This window comes from Delftia sp. S65 (assembly GCF_016516495.1).
Taxonomy (GTDB): domain Bacteria; phylum Pseudomonadota; class Gammaproteobacteria; order Burkholderiales; family Burkholderiaceae_C; genus Comamonas; species Comamonas acidovorans.
The window spans coordinates 137,540-152,584 of sequence record NZ_JACVUR010000008.1 but is presented as its reverse complement, the minus strand read 5'-3'; the positions used below and the strand labels follow the sequence as shown (position 1 = coordinate 152,584).

Below are 15,045 nucleotides of genomic sequence, written 5' to 3'. Positions count from 1 at the left end.
GGGCCTGCGCCCATGGCTGAGACACGCTATGCCCAGGTGGCGCGCGACCTGTCCGAGCGCATTGCCTCGGGCGAATACGCCGTGGGCGCCCTGCTGCCCACCGAGCTGGAGCTGTGCGACCGCTATGGCGTGAGCCGCCACACCGTGCGCGCGGCGATTTCCGAGTTGCAGCAGTCGGGGCTGGTATCGCGGCGCAAGAAGGTGGGCACGCGCGTGGAGGCGGCGCAGCCCCATGCGCACTACCGCCAGGCGCTGACCTCGCTGGAGGACCTGGTGCAGTTCGGCGCCACCCATGTGCGCGAAGTGCGGCGCATCGAGGAGGTGGTGCTGGACCAGGACCTGGCCGCCGAGCTGGACTGCCCGGCCGGCAGCCGCTGGCTGGCCATCTGCAGCCTGCGCCGCGACGGCGCCGCGCCGCACCTGCCCATTGCCTGGACCGTGGTCTATGTGGATGCGCAGCGCTTTGACACGCAGGAACTGGCCGAGCGCGTGCGCGCTGCGCCCGAGTTGCTGGTCAGCAGCCTGCTGGAGCAGCAATACGGCCTGCGCATCGCGCGGGTGCGGCAGGCCGTGGTGGGAGCGCTCATTCCCGAGGCGCTGTCGGAGGAATTGCAGGCCCCGGCCGGGTCAGCGGCGCTGAAGATCGTGCGCCGCTACCTGGATACCGATGGGGAGTTGATGGACCTCAGCGTGACCTTGCACCCGGCCAGCCGCTATACCTTGCATACGCAGCTGGACCGGGATCTGGCGAGCGTCTAGCCGTTGGCGTTGGCAGCTTCCGAGCCCTGCTCTGCGAGGAAGCCGCCGCTCTGGTGCGACCACAGCTTGGCGTAGATGCCGCCCAGCTCCAGCAGTTGCTGGTGCGTGCCCTGCTCGACGATGTGGCCCTGGTCCATCACGATCAGGCGGTCCATGGCCGCGATGGTCGAGAGCCGGTGGGCGATGGCGATCACGGTCTTGCCGTGCATGAGGCTGTCCAGGCTTTGCTGGATGGCCGCCTCGACCTCGCTGTCCAGCGCGCTGGTGGCCTCGTCCAGCAGCAGGATGGGCGCGTCCTTGAGCATGACGCGCGCAATCGCCACGCGCTGGCGCTGGCCGCCCGACAGCTTGACGCCGCGCTCGCCCACCTGGGCGTCGTAGCCGCCACGGCCCTTGAGGTCGGTCAGCGTGGCGATGAAGTCCGAGGCCTCGGCCTTCTGCGCGGCGGCCAGCATCTCCTGCTCGGTCGCGTCGGGGCGGCCGTAGAGGATGTTGTCGCGCATGGAGCGGTGCAGCAGCGAGGTGTCCTGCGTGACCATGCCCACCGCGCCGCGCAGGCTGTCCTGCGTGACGGTGCGGATGTCCTGGCCGTCGATGGTGATGCGCCCGCCCTGGGCTTCATGGAAGCGCAGCAGCAGGTTCACCAGCGTGGACTTGCCCGCGCCCGAGCGGCCGATCAGGCCGATGCGCTCGCCGGCGCGGATGTGCAGGTTCAGGTGGTCGATCACCTGCTTGCCGCCGTCCTTGTAGGCAAAGCTCAGGTCCTCGAAGGCGATGGCGCCGTGCGTGACCTGCAGAGGCCTGGCGTCGGGCGCGTCCACGATGGTGCGCGGCTTGGTCAGCGTGAGGATGCCGTCCTGGATGGTGCCCACGTTCTCGAACAGGCCCGTCATCTGCCACATCACCCAGTGCGAATAGCCCATCAGGCGCAGCGCCATGGCGATGATGGCCGCCACCACGCCTGCGCTGGCCTGTCCGGCCGACCACAGGTACAGCGCCGTGCCCGCCGATCCCACCAGCAGCATCGTGATCATCAGGTGGTTGACGATCTCGAACTGGCTGACCAGCCGCATCTGCGCATAGCCCGTGGACTTGAAGGCCTCCATGGCGTTGCGCGCGTATTCGGCCTCGCGGCGCGTGTGGGCGAACAGCTTGACGGTGGCGATGTTGGTGTAGGCATCGGTCACGCGGCCCGTCATCATGGAGCGTGCATCGGCCTGCTCCTTGCCGATCTTGCCCAGGCGCGGAACGAAGTAGCAGCAGGCGCCGATATAGGCGGCCAGCCACAGCGCAAACGGAATCATCAGCCGCCACTCGAAGCTGGCCGCCAGGATCAGGATGCCGATCATGTAGACGCTCACGCCCACCAGCACATCGACCACCATGAACACCACTTCGCGCACGGAAAGCGCGGTCTGCATGATCTTGGTGGTGATGCGGCCCGCGAACTCGTCGGCATAGAACGACATGCTCTGGCCCAGCATCAGCCGGTGGAACACCCAGCGCAGCCGCATCGGGAAGTTGATGGCCAGCACCTGGTGCATCACCGCCGTGTGAAAGGCCAGCAACAGCACGCTGGACAGCAGGACGGCGGCAATGCCCCACACCGTGCCGCGCTGCTCTGCCCAGAAACCGGCTGGCGACACCGTGGACAACCAGTCCACCACATGGCCCATGAGGGCGAACAGCGCCGCCTCGTAGACGGCCAGCAGCGCCGAGGTGCAGGTCAGCAGCGCGATCCAGCCGCGCATGCCTTGCGTGCAGGCCCAGATGAAGGCAAAAAAGCCCTTGGGCGGGACCGTGGGCTCGACGCTGGGATAGGGCGGAACGCGTTTTTCAAAGAAACCGAACAAGATTTTTTTACTCCTTGGTCAGACCATCGTAGGCCAGAGTCGGGTTTGCCCGATGCGCGTTCAGCATGACCTTGGGCCGCAACATGTTTTGTAAGAAATCTCCACACAACTGTCATACGCGTGGGTTCGCGCCCGGATTTCAGTGCAGGGGGAACACGGCGCCGTGGGGAAGATTGTCCGCGTCCGGGGCCGCTTCGTTGTGCGCGAATGGGGAATGCAGCATGCCGCTGGCGGCAACAAAAAAGGCCTCTTGCGAGGCCTTGTGTTTCATGCCGCAGTGCAGTGCACTGCAGCGGGCGGGGCTTGCCGCCGGTCAGGCAGGCAGAAAGCCTTCCACCGACAGGTAGCGCTCGCCCGTGTCGTAGTTGAAGCCCAGCACCTTGGCGCCTGCGGGCAGCTCGGGCAGCTTTTGCGCAATGGCGGCCAGGGTGGCACCCGAGGAGATGCCGACCAGGATGCCTTCCTCGCGGGCTGAGCGGCGTGCGTACTCGCGCGCGGGTTCGGCCTCGACCTGGATCACGCCGTCCAGCAGGCTGGTGTCCAGGTTCTTGGGCACGAAGCCTGCGCCAATGCCCTGGATGGGGTGGGGCGAGGGCTGGCCGCCCGAGATCACGGGCGAGGCGGCAGGCTCCACGGCAAAGACCTTGAGCTGGGGAAACTTGGCCTTGAGCACCTTGGCCACGCCGGTCAGGTGGCCGCCCGTGCCCACGCCGGTGATCAGCACATCCAGGCCTTCGGGGAAGTCGGCCAGGATTTCCTGGGCCGTGGTGCGCACATGCACGTCGATGTTGGCGGGGTTCTCGAACTGCTGGGGAATCCAGGCGCCGGGCGTCTGGCTGGCCAGTTCCTGGGCGCGGGCGATGGCGCCCTTCATGCCCTTTTCCTTGGGCGTGAGGTCGAAACTGGCGCCGTAGGCCAGCATCAGGCGGCGGCGCTCGATGCTCATGCTCTCGGGCATGACCAGCACCAGCTTGTAGCCCTTGACGGCGGCCACCAGGGCCAGGCCCACGCCGGTGTTGCCGCTGGTGGGCTCGATGATGGTGCCGCCGGGCTGCAGGGCGCCGGACTTCTCGGCGTCCTCGACCATGGCCAGGGCGATGCGGTCCTTGATGGAGCCGCCGGGGTTGCCGCGCTCGGACTTGATCCACACATTGGCACCGGCGCCGAACAGGCGGTTGATGCGCACATGGGGCGTGTTGCCAATCGTTTGCAGGATGTTGTCAGCTCTCATCGGACCTCCGCGATTTTGGGGTGGTGGTTGGACAGTCGGGGGTGGCGCGCAGACACTGCGCGAAAACCAAGCATTCATTGTGCACGCAGCTGTTCTATGCATGGGCTATATCGATATGGCCTGGACGGCTAACATCGCCGCATGAATCTACGGTTCCTGGAAACCTTTGTCTTGCTGGCCGAGCTGCGCAATTTCCGCATGACGGCCGAGCGGCTGTACACCACGCAGGCCGCCGTCTCCAGCCGCATCGCCACGCTGGAGCAGGAGTTCGGCGTGCGCCTGTTCGACCGTGGCGTGCGCGAGGTCACGCTGACGGCCGACGGCGCCAAGGCCCTGGTCCATGCCGAGCGCATGCTGCGCCTCATGCGCGAGATGCGAGAGGACATGCTGGACAAGCAGGCCTATGCCGGCGTGATCCGCATCGGCGCCATCGAGTCCATCGTGCACAGCTGGTTTCCCGACTTTCTGGCGCTGCTGCAGCAGCGCTATCCGCGCTTGCAGGTGGAGATCGCCTGCGACACCACGCTGCACATGTCCGAGCAATTGGTGAAGGGCCAGCTGGACCTGTCGCTGCAGGCCAAGCCCGTGACGGCGGCCGGCGTGGGCCATCTGTCGCTGGGTGAATTTCCCATGGCCTGGGTGGGCAGCCCCAAGCTGGGCATTGGCGACGAGACCCTGAGCCTGGCCGAGCTGGCGGCCTTTCCCATCATGTGCTTTGCGCGCGGCTCCGAGCCGTATGCGGTGATCGAGCAGTTGTTCTCCACCGAAAGCAGCGCCTCGGTGCACCTGAACTGCATCGCCTCGGTGGCCACCATGATCCGCGTGGTCTGCGACGGCCTGGGCGTGGCCGCCGTGCCGCCGGCCATCATCCAGCGCGAGCTGGCCGAGCAGCGCCTGCGCCTGCTGCGCGTGGACCGTGAGTTCCCCTCGCTGCCGCTGGTGGCCTGCTTTCGCAATGACCACCAGAACCCGCTGACCGAAGTGGTGGCGCGCGCGGCCGAGGAGACCGCCGCCGCCTTTGCGCTGAACCACGGCCAGGCCGTGGCGCGGCTGCCGGGCAGCGGCCTGGGCGGCTAGGCCCGAGGCCGCCTGGTCGATCAGCCCTGCGCCGAAGCCAGCAGCTGCTCCACGGCCAGGGCCACGGACAGCAGTCGCCGGTCCTGCCCGCCGAGGCCGGCCAGGCTCAGGCCCACGGGCGCCTCGCCTGCGCGGTGGCAGGGCAGGGAGATGGCGCAGCCGTCGAGGAAGTTGATCAGCGTGGGGTTGCGCAGGATCAGGCCGTTGGCGCCGAAGTAGGCTTCGTCGCTCTGCGTGAGGTCGGCGATCTTCGGGGCGACCAAGGGCACGGTGGGCATGACGATCAGGTCATGGTCGGCCATCTGGGCGCTGACTGCGGCAATCCACTGCCTGCGGCGTGCCAGCAGGTCGATGTAGTCGGCCGCGCTGATGTCCTTGCCGCGCAGGATGCGCGTGCCCACGCGCGGGTCGTACTCGGACAGGCGCGTGGCGATGTGGTGGCGGTGCCAGGCCCAGGCCTCGGCGGCCGTGAAGCCGCCCTTGGAATTGATGTCGGCCAGCTCGCCGAAGGGCGCGACCACGGCATGGGTGATGTGGGCGCCCGCCTGCGACAGCAGGGTCAGCGTGCGCTCCCAGGCGGCGGCCACGGTGGCGTCCATGCCGTCCAGCACCACGTTGGTGGGTGCCAGCAGGCGCAGGCCCTGCAGCGGCGCGGCATGCAGCTCGCCCAGCGGCTCGCCGGAGAGGATGGCGTCCAGCGTGGCGCAGCAGCGCACGCTGGGGGCCAGCGGGCCGATGGAGTCCAGGTTGGCCGACAGCGGCAGCACGCCTTCCATGCTCACGCGGCGCGCCGTGGGCTTGAAGCCCGTGAGCCCGCACAGCGCCGAAGGAATGCGCACCGAGCCGCCTGTGTCCGAGCCGATGGCCGCCATGGCCATGCCGTCGGTGACCGAGATGGCCGCGCCCGAGGACGAGCCGCCCGGAATGCGGCCGCCGCCCTCGTCACGCTGCCAGGGATTGCGCGGCGTGCCGTAGTGCGGATTGATGCCCAGGCCCGAGTAGGCGAACTCGGTCATGTTGGTCGTGCCCACGATGACGGCGCCGGCCTGGCGCAGGCGCTGCACCACTTCGGCCGTGCGCTGTGCGGGCGGTGCGTCGGCCAGCAGGCGCGAGCCGCCCAGCGTGGGAAAGCCGGCGATGTCGAACAGGTCCTTGACCGAGACCGGCAGGCCCTCGATGGGCGAGCGCGCCAGGCCGGCCGCACGCAGCACGTCGCTGGCACGGGCCTCGGCCAGGGCCGCGCCCTGGAACACGCGCGTGAACACCTTGGGGCCTTCCCCCGACATGGTGCGGGCCAGGGCCTGCTCGGTCAGCTGCACCGAGGTGGTTTCGCCGCCATGCAGGCGCTGTGATGCCAGTTCCAGGCTGGGCAGGGGGAGGGCTTGGGTCATGTGGGAAGTCCTGTGGGTGAAGGCGGGCGTGGGCGGATCGGATTCGTGGCTCAGGCCACGACGTCCAGCAGTTCGCTGCGGTAGCTGTGGCGGATGGAACGCTGGCTGCGGGGATCGTACAGCTCCATGGAGAACTGCGTCGAGGGGCGGATGCCGCCGATGGCGCCCACCGTGCCGCAGGTCATGCCGCAGCCTGCGGGCAGCAGACCCTTGCCGCCCGTGAAGCCTGCGATCAGGTCCTGGGGCGTGCGCAGGCTGGCCAGCGTGCCTTCCTGGTAGAGCACCTCGCGGCCGTCTTCCACGATCCACGAGCGCACGACCAGCTCATCCCAGTGGCCGGCCACGTCGGCAAAGCGCCAGGCCTGGGTGGCCACGGGCTTGACGCAGGCCTGCTTGGAAAAGGCCACGCTGTAGGCCTCGAGCTTGCGGTCCGTGTGGTCGGAGGCCAGGCTCACGAACATCTCGCCTTCGTGCGTGAACACGAAGACCTCGACCTCGCCGGAGGAGTCCGGGCCCAGCACCTGCAGCGCGCTGCGCTGGCTCAGCTGGTTGCTGGAGATACGGTAGTACAGCGGCACGGCGCTGGGGCGCGGGATGCCGATGGCGGCGAGCTCCTCGATGTGGTGCTCGATGGCCTCGCGGTCGCGGCCGGCCCAGCCGGCGACGATCAGGGTGTCGAATTCAGGGGCGAAGGTCTGGCCCTCGGGGGTGGTGAACTGCAGTTGCATGGCAGGCGATCCAGGGAAAAGGCGGGGCCGCAGGCCCCGGTGGGAAAGAGGAGGGGGCAGTGGCGCGCGCGGTGCGGCGCGCAGGCATCACTGCTTCTTGACGAAGAGCACGACCAGGAAGGCGGCCATGAATTCCAGCGCGGCCACGAAGTACAGGCCCGAGGACAGCGACCCCGTGCTGGTCTTGAGCGCGCCGATCATGTAGGGCGCCACGAAGCCGGCCAGGTTGCCGATGGAGTTGATCAGCGCAATGCCGCCGGCCGCCGCCGTGCCGGCCAGGAAGGCGGCAGGAATCGACCAGAACACGGGAAAGGCCGCGAGGATGCCGATGGAGGCCAGCGTCAGCGCGCACAGGGCGAGCACGGCGTTGTGCAGGAACAGGCCCGTGAGGATCAGGCCCGCCGCCGCGATCAGCGCGGACAGGGCGCAGTGCATGCGGCGCTCGCCGGTCTTGTCCGAATGCATGCCGTTCCAGACCATGGCCAGGGTGCCGGCCAGGAAGGGAATGGCCGAGATCAGGCCGATCTGCAGCGTGTTCTGGATGCCGATCTCCTTGATGATGGACGGCGACCAGAAGGCAATGGTGGCGTTGCCGCTGACGATGCAGAAGTACACGGCAGCGCACAGCCAGACGCGGTAGTTGCGGCAGGCGTCCAGGAAGGACACATGCTTGTGGCCGCCCTGGTTCTCTGCCTCCACGGCGGCGGTCACGGCGCGCTGCTCGGACGCGCTCAGCCACTTGGCGTTGGCGGGCTTCTCGGGCAGGTACAGCAGCACGAAGAAGCCGGCGATCACCGAAGGAATGCCTTCCAGGATGAACAGCCACTGCCAGTTGGACAGATGGCCCACGCCCTGCATGCCATTCATGATGGCGCCCGCAATGGGGCCGCCCACGGCGCCTGCAATGGCGAACGAGGTCATGAACAGGCCGTTGACGCGCGCCCGATGGCGGGCCGGGAACCAGTAGGTCAGGTACAGCACCACGCCGGGGAAGAAGCCGGCCTCCACCACGCCCAAGATGAAGCGCAGCACGTAGAACATGGTGGGCGTGGTCACATAGGCCATGGCCATGGAGGCCGCGCCCCACAGGATGGTGATGCGCGCCAGCGTCTTGCGTGCGCCGATCTTCTCCAGCAGCAGGTTGCTGGGCACTTCGAACAGGAAGTAGCCGATGAAGAAGATGCCGGCACCCAGGCCGTAGATGGCCTCGCTGAACTGCAGGTCGTCCAGCATCTGCAGCTTGGCGAAGCCGACGTTGACGCGGTCTATCCACGCCAGGATGAAGAGCAGCACCAGAAAGGGAATCAGGCGCCAGGCGATCTTGCGGTAGGTGGCGTCCATGTCGGGCGGCGATGCCTGGCCGGCGCCGTGGGCGGGGGAATGTGCGGCGGATGCCGGACTGCTCATGGGGTGTCTCCTGTCTTCGACGGTGCAGCGGGCACACGGACCGGGGCGGGGCCCGTGTGTCTCAGGGGCTTCAGGCGCTGGCGGGTCTGCAGTGGGACCGGCCGGGCGTCTGGAGCTGTTCCTGTGGCGGCAGTATCGAAAGGCGGGACAGGGCTGTCCAACAAGAAATTATGAGCAGGCCTGAATGCAAATTCTTATGGGCAGAGCTGGTGCGGGCGCTGCACCGGCATGCAGCATGCGTGCACCATTTGCGCTCGGGAAAACCCTGATTTTTCAGGCGGTGGCGGCGGCACGCGGTGCGCGCAAAGGCTGCTTCCACAGCTCGGCCAGCAGCAGGCCGCCAATGGTCAGCACGCCGCCCACGGCGTGGTAGGCCGCCAGGGGCTCACCCAATGCCATGAAGGCGATCACGGCCGTGAAGATGGGCACCAGGTTGAAGAACATGCTGGAGCGGCCCGGGCCGATGCGCGCCACCGACATCATCCACAGCAGCGGCGCGGCGATGGAAGCCATGATGCCCGCAAAGCCCACCAGCGGCAGGTTGGTCGCGTTCAGCCCCGTGCGCGGCGCCATCAGGAACAGCGGCAGCTGCGCGATCACGGCCACCAGGATCTGCAGGTACAGCAGTTGCACCGTGGCCAGGCGCGGCATGGGCCAGCGCTTGAGCAGGATGTTGTAGACCGCATAAGCCAGCATGGCCACGAACATCAGCGCATCGCCGCCATTGAGGCCCTGGGTGAGCAAGGTGGCAGGCTGCCCCGAAGACACCACCAGGGCTACGCCCGCAATCGCCAGCACGCAGCCCAGCACGGCGCCCCGGCTCAACGCCTGGCCCAGCATGGCGGTGGACAGGCCCAGCACCATCATGGGCGTGAGCGAGCCGATCAGGCCCATGTGCGTGGCCGATGTCATATGGGCCGCGTAATAGGCCAGGCTCTGGTAGATCACCATGCCCAGCATCCCCAGCACGATGAGGCGCGGCAGCAGCGGCCGGATGTCGGCGCGCTGGCGCCAGATGGAGGGCAAAAGGAACGGCGTGAACAGCACGGCTGCCACCAGCCAGCGGTAGAAACCGATCTCGGCCGCGCCGATGCTGTCGGCCGCCATCTTGCTGACCACGGTATTGACCGACCAGATGAGCACGGCGATCAAAGGGAAAAGGTAAGACCCCATTGGAAGACTCCTAAGACTGGTCCTATGATCGTTCTGTCCGACTTGGAGTGCATCCCTGGTTTCGGACAATCGATAGCGCAACCCGGACCATCCGCCATGCCCCGTCCCAGCAAGCCCATGCACATCCAGAACGTCGAGGATGTGCCGGGCGAGTACTACTTCCGCTACGACGAATTCGGCGCCGACACCGAGGTGCCGCCGCACAGCCACAGCTGGGGTCACCTGAACTACACGCCCCACGGCAGCATGTGCATGGACACGGCAGGCCAGCACTGGGTCTCGCCGCCGCAGTACGGCGTCTGGGTGCCGCCCGGCGTGGTGCACAGCTGCCACGTGGCGCACGCCGTGGTCTACCGCTCGGTCTACCTGGCGCCTGCGTTGTGCAGGGAGCTGCCGGCGCAGCCGTGCTCCATGCGCATCGGCGCCATCGTCAAGGCCATCCTGGCCGACTTTGCCGTGCGCGACGTGCACATTCCCGCCACGGATGCCGACCTGCGCCTGGCCCGTGTGCTCTACGACCAGTTGCGGGCCGTTCCCGTGGAGCCCGGCTATCTGCCGGCCGCCGAACACCCGGCCCTGGTCGAAGTGCTGACCCGCATGCGCGCTGCGCCCGAGGACCACCGCAGCCTGGCCCAATGGGCCGCCAGCGTGCACATGACCGAGCGCACCCTGGCGCGCCACTGCCAGCGCGAGCTGGGCATGGGCCTGGGCGAATGGCGCCAGCGCATGCGCTACCTGCTGGCCATCGACGCGCTGGAGGCCGGCCTGAGCGTGCAGCAGATCGCCTATGACCTGGGCTACAGCACGCCCTCGGCCTTCATCGCCATGTTCCAGCGCGAGGCCGGCACCTCACCCGAACAATTCCGCCGCGAGTTCTGCATGCCGCCGTGAGGCTGTTGCGCCATCTGCCTGCAGCCCGGCCCAAGCCGCGAGATAATGCCGCCCGTGAAGCACGCCAGACCGCCGCTGGTGCAATCGTGGAAACACGGCACTGGAGGAACGTCCGGACTGCACAGGGCAGCGTAGCAGCTAACGGCTGTCCACCGTGAGGTGAGGATCAGAGCAACAGAGACGAGTTTGGACGGAACAATTCCCCCCGGGTGTTCTGTGGGTCGGCGAAAGCCGAACCGGATGGCGCAAGCCATACGGTCCATGCGCAAGCATGGAACCCACAGCCACCTTGGACGGGAACCGTCCAAGGTGAAACGGGCAATCTCTACGCGCAGCAATACCAAGTAGGCACACGTTGACGGGGCCCCCGGAGTGTGCGGGTAGGTAGCACCGAGCCGGGCGGCGACGCCCGGCCCAGATTAATGGCGGTCACATGCGGGCAACCGCGTGCACAGAATCCGGCTTATCGGCGCGCTTCACACTTTCTTCCATGCCCCGCCACCGGCGGGGCATTTTCATGGGCGGTTCAGAACTGGTATTTGGCCGTCAGCAGCAGCCTGCGCGGCACGCCGAAATAGTTGCCGCCGTTGTTCGTGCCCAGGGTCTCGAAATAGCGGCGGTCGAACAGGTTGCTGATGTTCATCTGCAGGTCCAGCTGCCGGTTCACCCGATAGCCGATGACCAGGTCGGCCACGGCATAGGCGGACTGGCGGATTGCATAGCCTTCGGCGCTGGTCAGCGACTCGGACGTGGTGCGGCTCTGGTAGCGCAGGCCACCGCCCACGCGCCATGCGCCCAGCTCGCCGCCCAGGTGGTACATGGCCGACAGCTTGAGCTGGTGGCGCGGCGTGTAGCTGGCATAGGGCGCGCCCTTGGCGCCTTCGGTGCTGTCGCTGGCGATCTTGGCCTGGGTGAAGGTATAGCCAAGGCCGGCGTTCAGGCGCGGCAGGATCTCGCCGCTGATGTCCACGTCCAGCCCCTTGCTCCTGACCTTGCCCACCGAGCGGTAGCAATTGGTCTTCACCGTGCAGGAGTTGATGTCCGCGATGGCCTGGGGCAGGTTGTCCTGCGTGGTGTTGAATACGGCAACGGCCAGGTTCACGCGCTCGTCCAGGTAGCTGCCCTTGAGGCCCAGCTCGAAGTTGCGGCCCTCCACCGGCGCCAGCATGCTGCCCGAGACATCCAGAAAATCCTGCGGCCGAAAGATGCTGGTGTAGCTGGCATAGGCCGAGTAGGTCTTGTTGATGTCATAGGTCAGCGCGGCATAGGGCGTGGCATGGGCTTTCTCGCTGAATTCGCGCTCCCGGCTCCAGCTGCCCTGGCGCTGGACGTTGGTGAAGTCGTACCAGTCCAGGCGCGCGCCGGCGATCAGGTTCAGTGGCTCGGCCAGCAGGAAGCGGCCCGTGGCGTAGGCCGAGGTCAGCGTGGTCTTCTGGCGGCGCGTCCACAGGTCTTCGGCCAGCAGGCCGGAGCGGTCCAGCGAGTCGGGGTTCCAGGTATAGGGATCGACGCCATTGGCGATCAGCCATTCCCCGGTGGGCGACAGGTAGCTGTAGCCCTGGTCGCTCCAGCGGATGGTGCGGCGGCTGAGGCCGAAGGCCAGGTCATGCTCGCGGCCGAACAGGCGCACGGGGCCCTGGGCCGAGGCATCGAGGCTGAGCTGGCGCTTGTCGTAGTCGTACAGGCCGCCGGCCACGTCGTAGCGCGTGCGGCCCTGGTCGTCCAGGCCGCCCGAGACCAGGTAGGCGCCGTCCAGCGCGGACTTGGCCTGCAGGGCGCGCGCGGCCAGCCTGGCCTTCCAGCCGTTGTCGAAGCGGTGCTCCAGGTCGGCGAACAGGCTGACCTCCTTCTTGTCCCATTTGCTCCAGGAGGGCGAGAAACGCCTGGATCGCGCAATGTCAAGGAAGGAGCCATCGAAGCCCATGGGCACGCCCATCCATTGCGAGCCGGGGTTGTCTTCGTTCACATAGGAGCCGCCCACGCTCAGCGTGGTGTCGCGGCCCAGGTCGAACTCGGCGGTGCCGTACAGCAGCTGGCGGCGGCTGCTGTAGCCATCGATGAAGTGGTCACGCGACTGGGCCGAGGCCACCACACGCCCGCGCGCCGAGCCGTCCTCGTTGAGGGCGCCGCCCACATCGACCTCGCCCACGGCCTGGTTCCAGCTGCCGCCGCGCAGGGTGACCGAGCGCTGGGTGGTGCGCGGCGCGCGCTTGCGCACGAAGTTGATGGTGCCCGAAGGGTCGCCCACGCCCGTCATCAGCCCCGTGGGGCCGCGCACCACTTCCACGTGGTCGTACATGGCCATGGTGTCGTAGGTGGAGGTGTCGGTTTCATACGAGACGGGCACGCCGTCCTGCAGGAACGAACCGATCACGAACCCGCGCGAGAAATAGCGCGCCCGGTCGTCGCTCCAGCGGTTGATGGTGATGCCGGTGGTGCTGTTGGCCACGTCGTCGATGGACAGCATGCCCTGGTCGTCCATCTTCTGGCGGGTGACCACGGTGAGGGACTGGGGCGTCTCGCGGATGGACAGCGGCAGCTTGGTCGAGGTGCTCATCAGCCCCGTGGTGTAGGAGCCCGAGCCCTCGGTGGTCGTGGTCTCGCCCACGGCGGAGACCGTGACTTCGGGCAGGGCCACGGTGCCGGCGGGCTTTTCCACCACCAGCGTGCCCTGGCTCACATGGCCTTCCAGCCCGCTGCCGCGCAGCAGCCGGGCCACGGCGGCGGCGGTGCTCAGGCGCCCTTCCACGGCGGGCGCACGGCGGCCCTGCACCAGTTCAGGCGCGGCCAGCAGCTGCAGGCCAGCCTGGCGGGCCAGTTGGGCCAGCGCCTGGTCCAGCGGCTGGGCGGGAATGTGGAAGTCGGTGCTGGCGGCCGTGGCTGTGGCCGGTGCCGCCTGGGCCAGAGCGGCTGGAGACAGCTGCAGGGCCAGCAGCGCGATGCCCGCGGCAACGGCATGGTGGCGGGCAAGGCGGGAAGGCTTGGAGGGGAAGGAAGACATGGAAGGTCCCGTGGCGGATCTGGGCAATGGCGATTTCCGGGCTGCGAATGCGTCGCGTTCCCGGGTCCTCATGCCTATACGAACGGGCGCAGACATTCCCTCACGCCTGGTGTGCATGTGCCGTGCATTCCGGGGCCATGGGCGCATCGGCGCATCAGCTGCGGCGGCGGATGACCAGGGTGCGCCCGGTTCCCGGGCCCTGCTCCTTTTCCTGCACCTCTTCCTGCACGCTGACCGGCAGGGTGCGCGGGAGCATGCGCAGCCAGCCCTGGGCGGCCGCAATGCGCACGCGCCCCAGCACGGGCAGGGCGGCGGCGTCGGGCTCCACGCGCAGTGGCTGCAGGCTGTAGCGCTCCAGGCGGCGAGCGACCTCGGCCAGCGGCGTGTTCTGGAAGTCCAGCCAGCCTTCGCGCCAGGCGGCCACAGCCGCAACCGTTTGCACGGCGGCCGTCTGGCCTGGCGCCAGGCGCAGCATCTGGCCTGCACCCAGTTCATGCCGGGCGCCGCTGCCGTCGCGCACCTGCACGCGGCCCGCATCGACGGCGACCAGCACCGCATCGTCCTCCAGCGCCACCTCGAAGCGCGTGCCCAGCACGGTGACCTGTACGTCCGCCGCCTGGACCATGAAGGGCCGTTCCGTGTCGCGCGCCACGGCGAAGAAGGCGCTGCCGGCCAGCAGCCGCACCTGGCGGCGCGTGGCGTAGAAGTCCACCTCGGCGCGGCTGGCGGCGTCCAGCGTCAAGCTGCTGCCGTCGGGCAGGGGCTGGTTCAGCAGGCGGCCGGTGGCCGTGGCCAGTCGCACCTGGTACTGCGGCATCCACTGGCGCCAGGCCAGCCAGATCGCCGGGCTGCCGACACCCAGGCCCGCCATCCCCAGCAGGGTGGACAGGGCGCGGCGGCGGCCCGTGCGTGGTGCGGGTGCGGCGGTGTCTCCGCGCCAGCGGCGCAGCGAGGCTTCCACGCTGTCCATGGCGCGCATGACCTCGCGTTCCACGGTTTTGACCGAGACGCCGTGGCGCTCGGCCAGCTCGGCATGCGAGGCGCCCTCGATGCGGTCGGCCAGGAAGATGTCGCGGCAGCGCGCGGGCAACTGCGCCAGGGCGCCTTCGACCCCGGCCAGGGCCTGGCGGTAGGAATGGGTGTCGGCCACATCGGGGCTGAGGAGGGAGGGCGGCTCGCCTTCCCTCGCGCTGGTGTCAAAGCGCTCGGCCGTGCGCTGGCCATGGCGCAGGTGGTCGATGGCGATGTTCTCCATCACCGCGTAGAGATAGGCGCGGCTGGCGCCTGGCGGACTGTCCGAAGCGGCGGGCGCATCGCTTTCGCCGCGCTGGCGTTCGGCCAGGCGTATCCAGGCGTCATGCACCAGGTCACGCGCGGCCTGCGGGCCGGCGCGGCGCGCCACGAAGCGCACCAGCTCGTGGTAGCTGTCCTGGAAGGTGCTCAGCAGGGAAGAAGAGGAAGAGGCGGGCGCAGGCATGCGGGAGGCCCGAAGGCAGCACGGGAATCCCGCATTCTATGAAATGATTCTCATTTG

11 protein-coding genes and 1 other RNA gene are annotated in these 15,045 nt (G+C 68.1%); 4 read left to right on the top strand and 8 right to left on the bottom strand.

The genetic code is table 11. From position 1 onward, the window contains the following. The first annotated feature begins 12 nt into the window (after positions 1–12). Positions 13–759 (top strand): GntR family transcriptional regulator, encoded by a 747-nt coding sequence (locus IAE24_RS10130; RefSeq protein ID WP_199960736.1) that lies wholly within the window; start codon positions 13–15, stop codon positions 757–759. Here the strand turns inward: IAE24_RS10130 and IAE24_RS10125 are convergent. Then, complete coding sequence (locus IAE24_RS10125; protein WP_013804128.1) at positions 756–2,612, bottom strand: ABC transporter ATP-binding protein; 1,857 nt, start codon at positions 2,610–2,612, stop codon at positions 756–758. The genes IAE24_RS10130 and IAE24_RS10125 overlap by 4 nt on opposite strands. Before the next feature lie 313 nt (positions 2,613–2,925). Then, complete coding sequence (gene cysK, locus IAE24_RS10120; RefSeq protein WP_043822008.1) at positions 2,926–3,843, bottom strand: cysteine synthase A; 918 nt, start codon at positions 3,841–3,843, stop codon at positions 2,926–2,928. A gap of 141 nt (positions 3,844–3,984) precedes the next feature. Between cysK and IAE24_RS10115 the strand changes: the two genes are divergently transcribed. Then, positions 3,985–4,920 (top strand): LysR family transcriptional regulator, encoded by a 936-nt coding sequence (locus IAE24_RS10115; RefSeq protein WP_043822010.1) that lies wholly within the window; start codon positions 3,985–3,987, stop codon positions 4,918–4,920. 20 nt (positions 4,921–4,940) lie between these two features. Here the strand turns inward: IAE24_RS10115 and IAE24_RS10110 are convergent, their stop codons facing one another. The 4 genes from IAE24_RS10110 to IAE24_RS10095 form a co-directional block, all read right to left on the bottom strand. After that, positions 4,941–6,311, bottom strand: a complete 1,371-nt coding sequence (locus IAE24_RS10110; protein ID WP_199960733.1) for an amidase — start codon at positions 6,309–6,311, stop codon at positions 4,941–4,943. A gap of 50 nt (positions 6,312–6,361) precedes the next feature. Beyond that, positions 6,362–7,039, bottom strand: coding sequence for a DUF2848 domain-containing protein (locus IAE24_RS10105; protein ID WP_199960731.1), 678 nt, complete (start codon positions 7,037–7,039; stop codon positions 6,362–6,364). Between the two features lie 87 nt (positions 7,040–7,126). Continuing rightward, positions 7,127–8,446, bottom strand: a complete 1,320-nt coding sequence (locus IAE24_RS10100; RefSeq protein WP_034390465.1) for an MFS transporter — start codon at positions 8,444–8,446, stop codon at positions 7,127–7,129. Between the two features lie 273 nt (positions 8,447–8,719). Continuing rightward, the gene (locus tag IAE24_RS10095; protein ID WP_012203377.1) at positions 8,720–9,619 is read right to left on the bottom strand and encodes a DMT family transporter; all 900 of its coding nucleotides are present in this window, start codon (positions 9,617–9,619) and stop codon (positions 8,720–8,722) included. A gap of 96 nt (positions 9,620–9,715) precedes the next feature. Between IAE24_RS10095 and IAE24_RS10090 the strand changes: the two genes are divergently transcribed. Together IAE24_RS10090 and rnpB are read left to right on the top strand one after the other, a co-directional pair. Beyond that, positions 9,716–10,510 (top strand): AraC family transcriptional regulator, encoded by a 795-nt coding sequence (locus tag IAE24_RS10090; RefSeq protein ID WP_043780839.1) that lies wholly within the window; start codon positions 9,716–9,718, stop codon positions 10,508–10,510. Positions 10,511–10,566: 56 nt separating this feature from the next. After that, positions 10,567–10,992: RNase P RNA component class A (gene rnpB / locus IAE24_RS10085), an RNA gene on the top strand. A 44-nt stretch (positions 10,993–11,036) separates the two neighbouring features. Here the strand turns inward: rnpB and IAE24_RS10080 are convergent. Then, on the bottom strand, positions 11,037–13,511 hold the full coding sequence (locus tag IAE24_RS10080) for a TonB-dependent siderophore receptor (RefSeq protein ID WP_199960729.1): 2,475 nt from the start codon (positions 13,509–13,511) through the stop codon (positions 11,037–11,039). A gap of 154 nt (positions 13,512–13,665) precedes the next feature. Then, positions 13,666–14,988: a sigma-70 family RNA polymerase sigma factor gene (locus IAE24_RS10075; RefSeq protein WP_199960727.1), complete on the bottom strand. Its 1,323-nt coding sequence runs from the start codon at positions 14,986–14,988 to the stop codon at positions 13,666–13,668. Between the last annotated feature and the right edge of the window lie 57 nt (positions 14,989–15,045).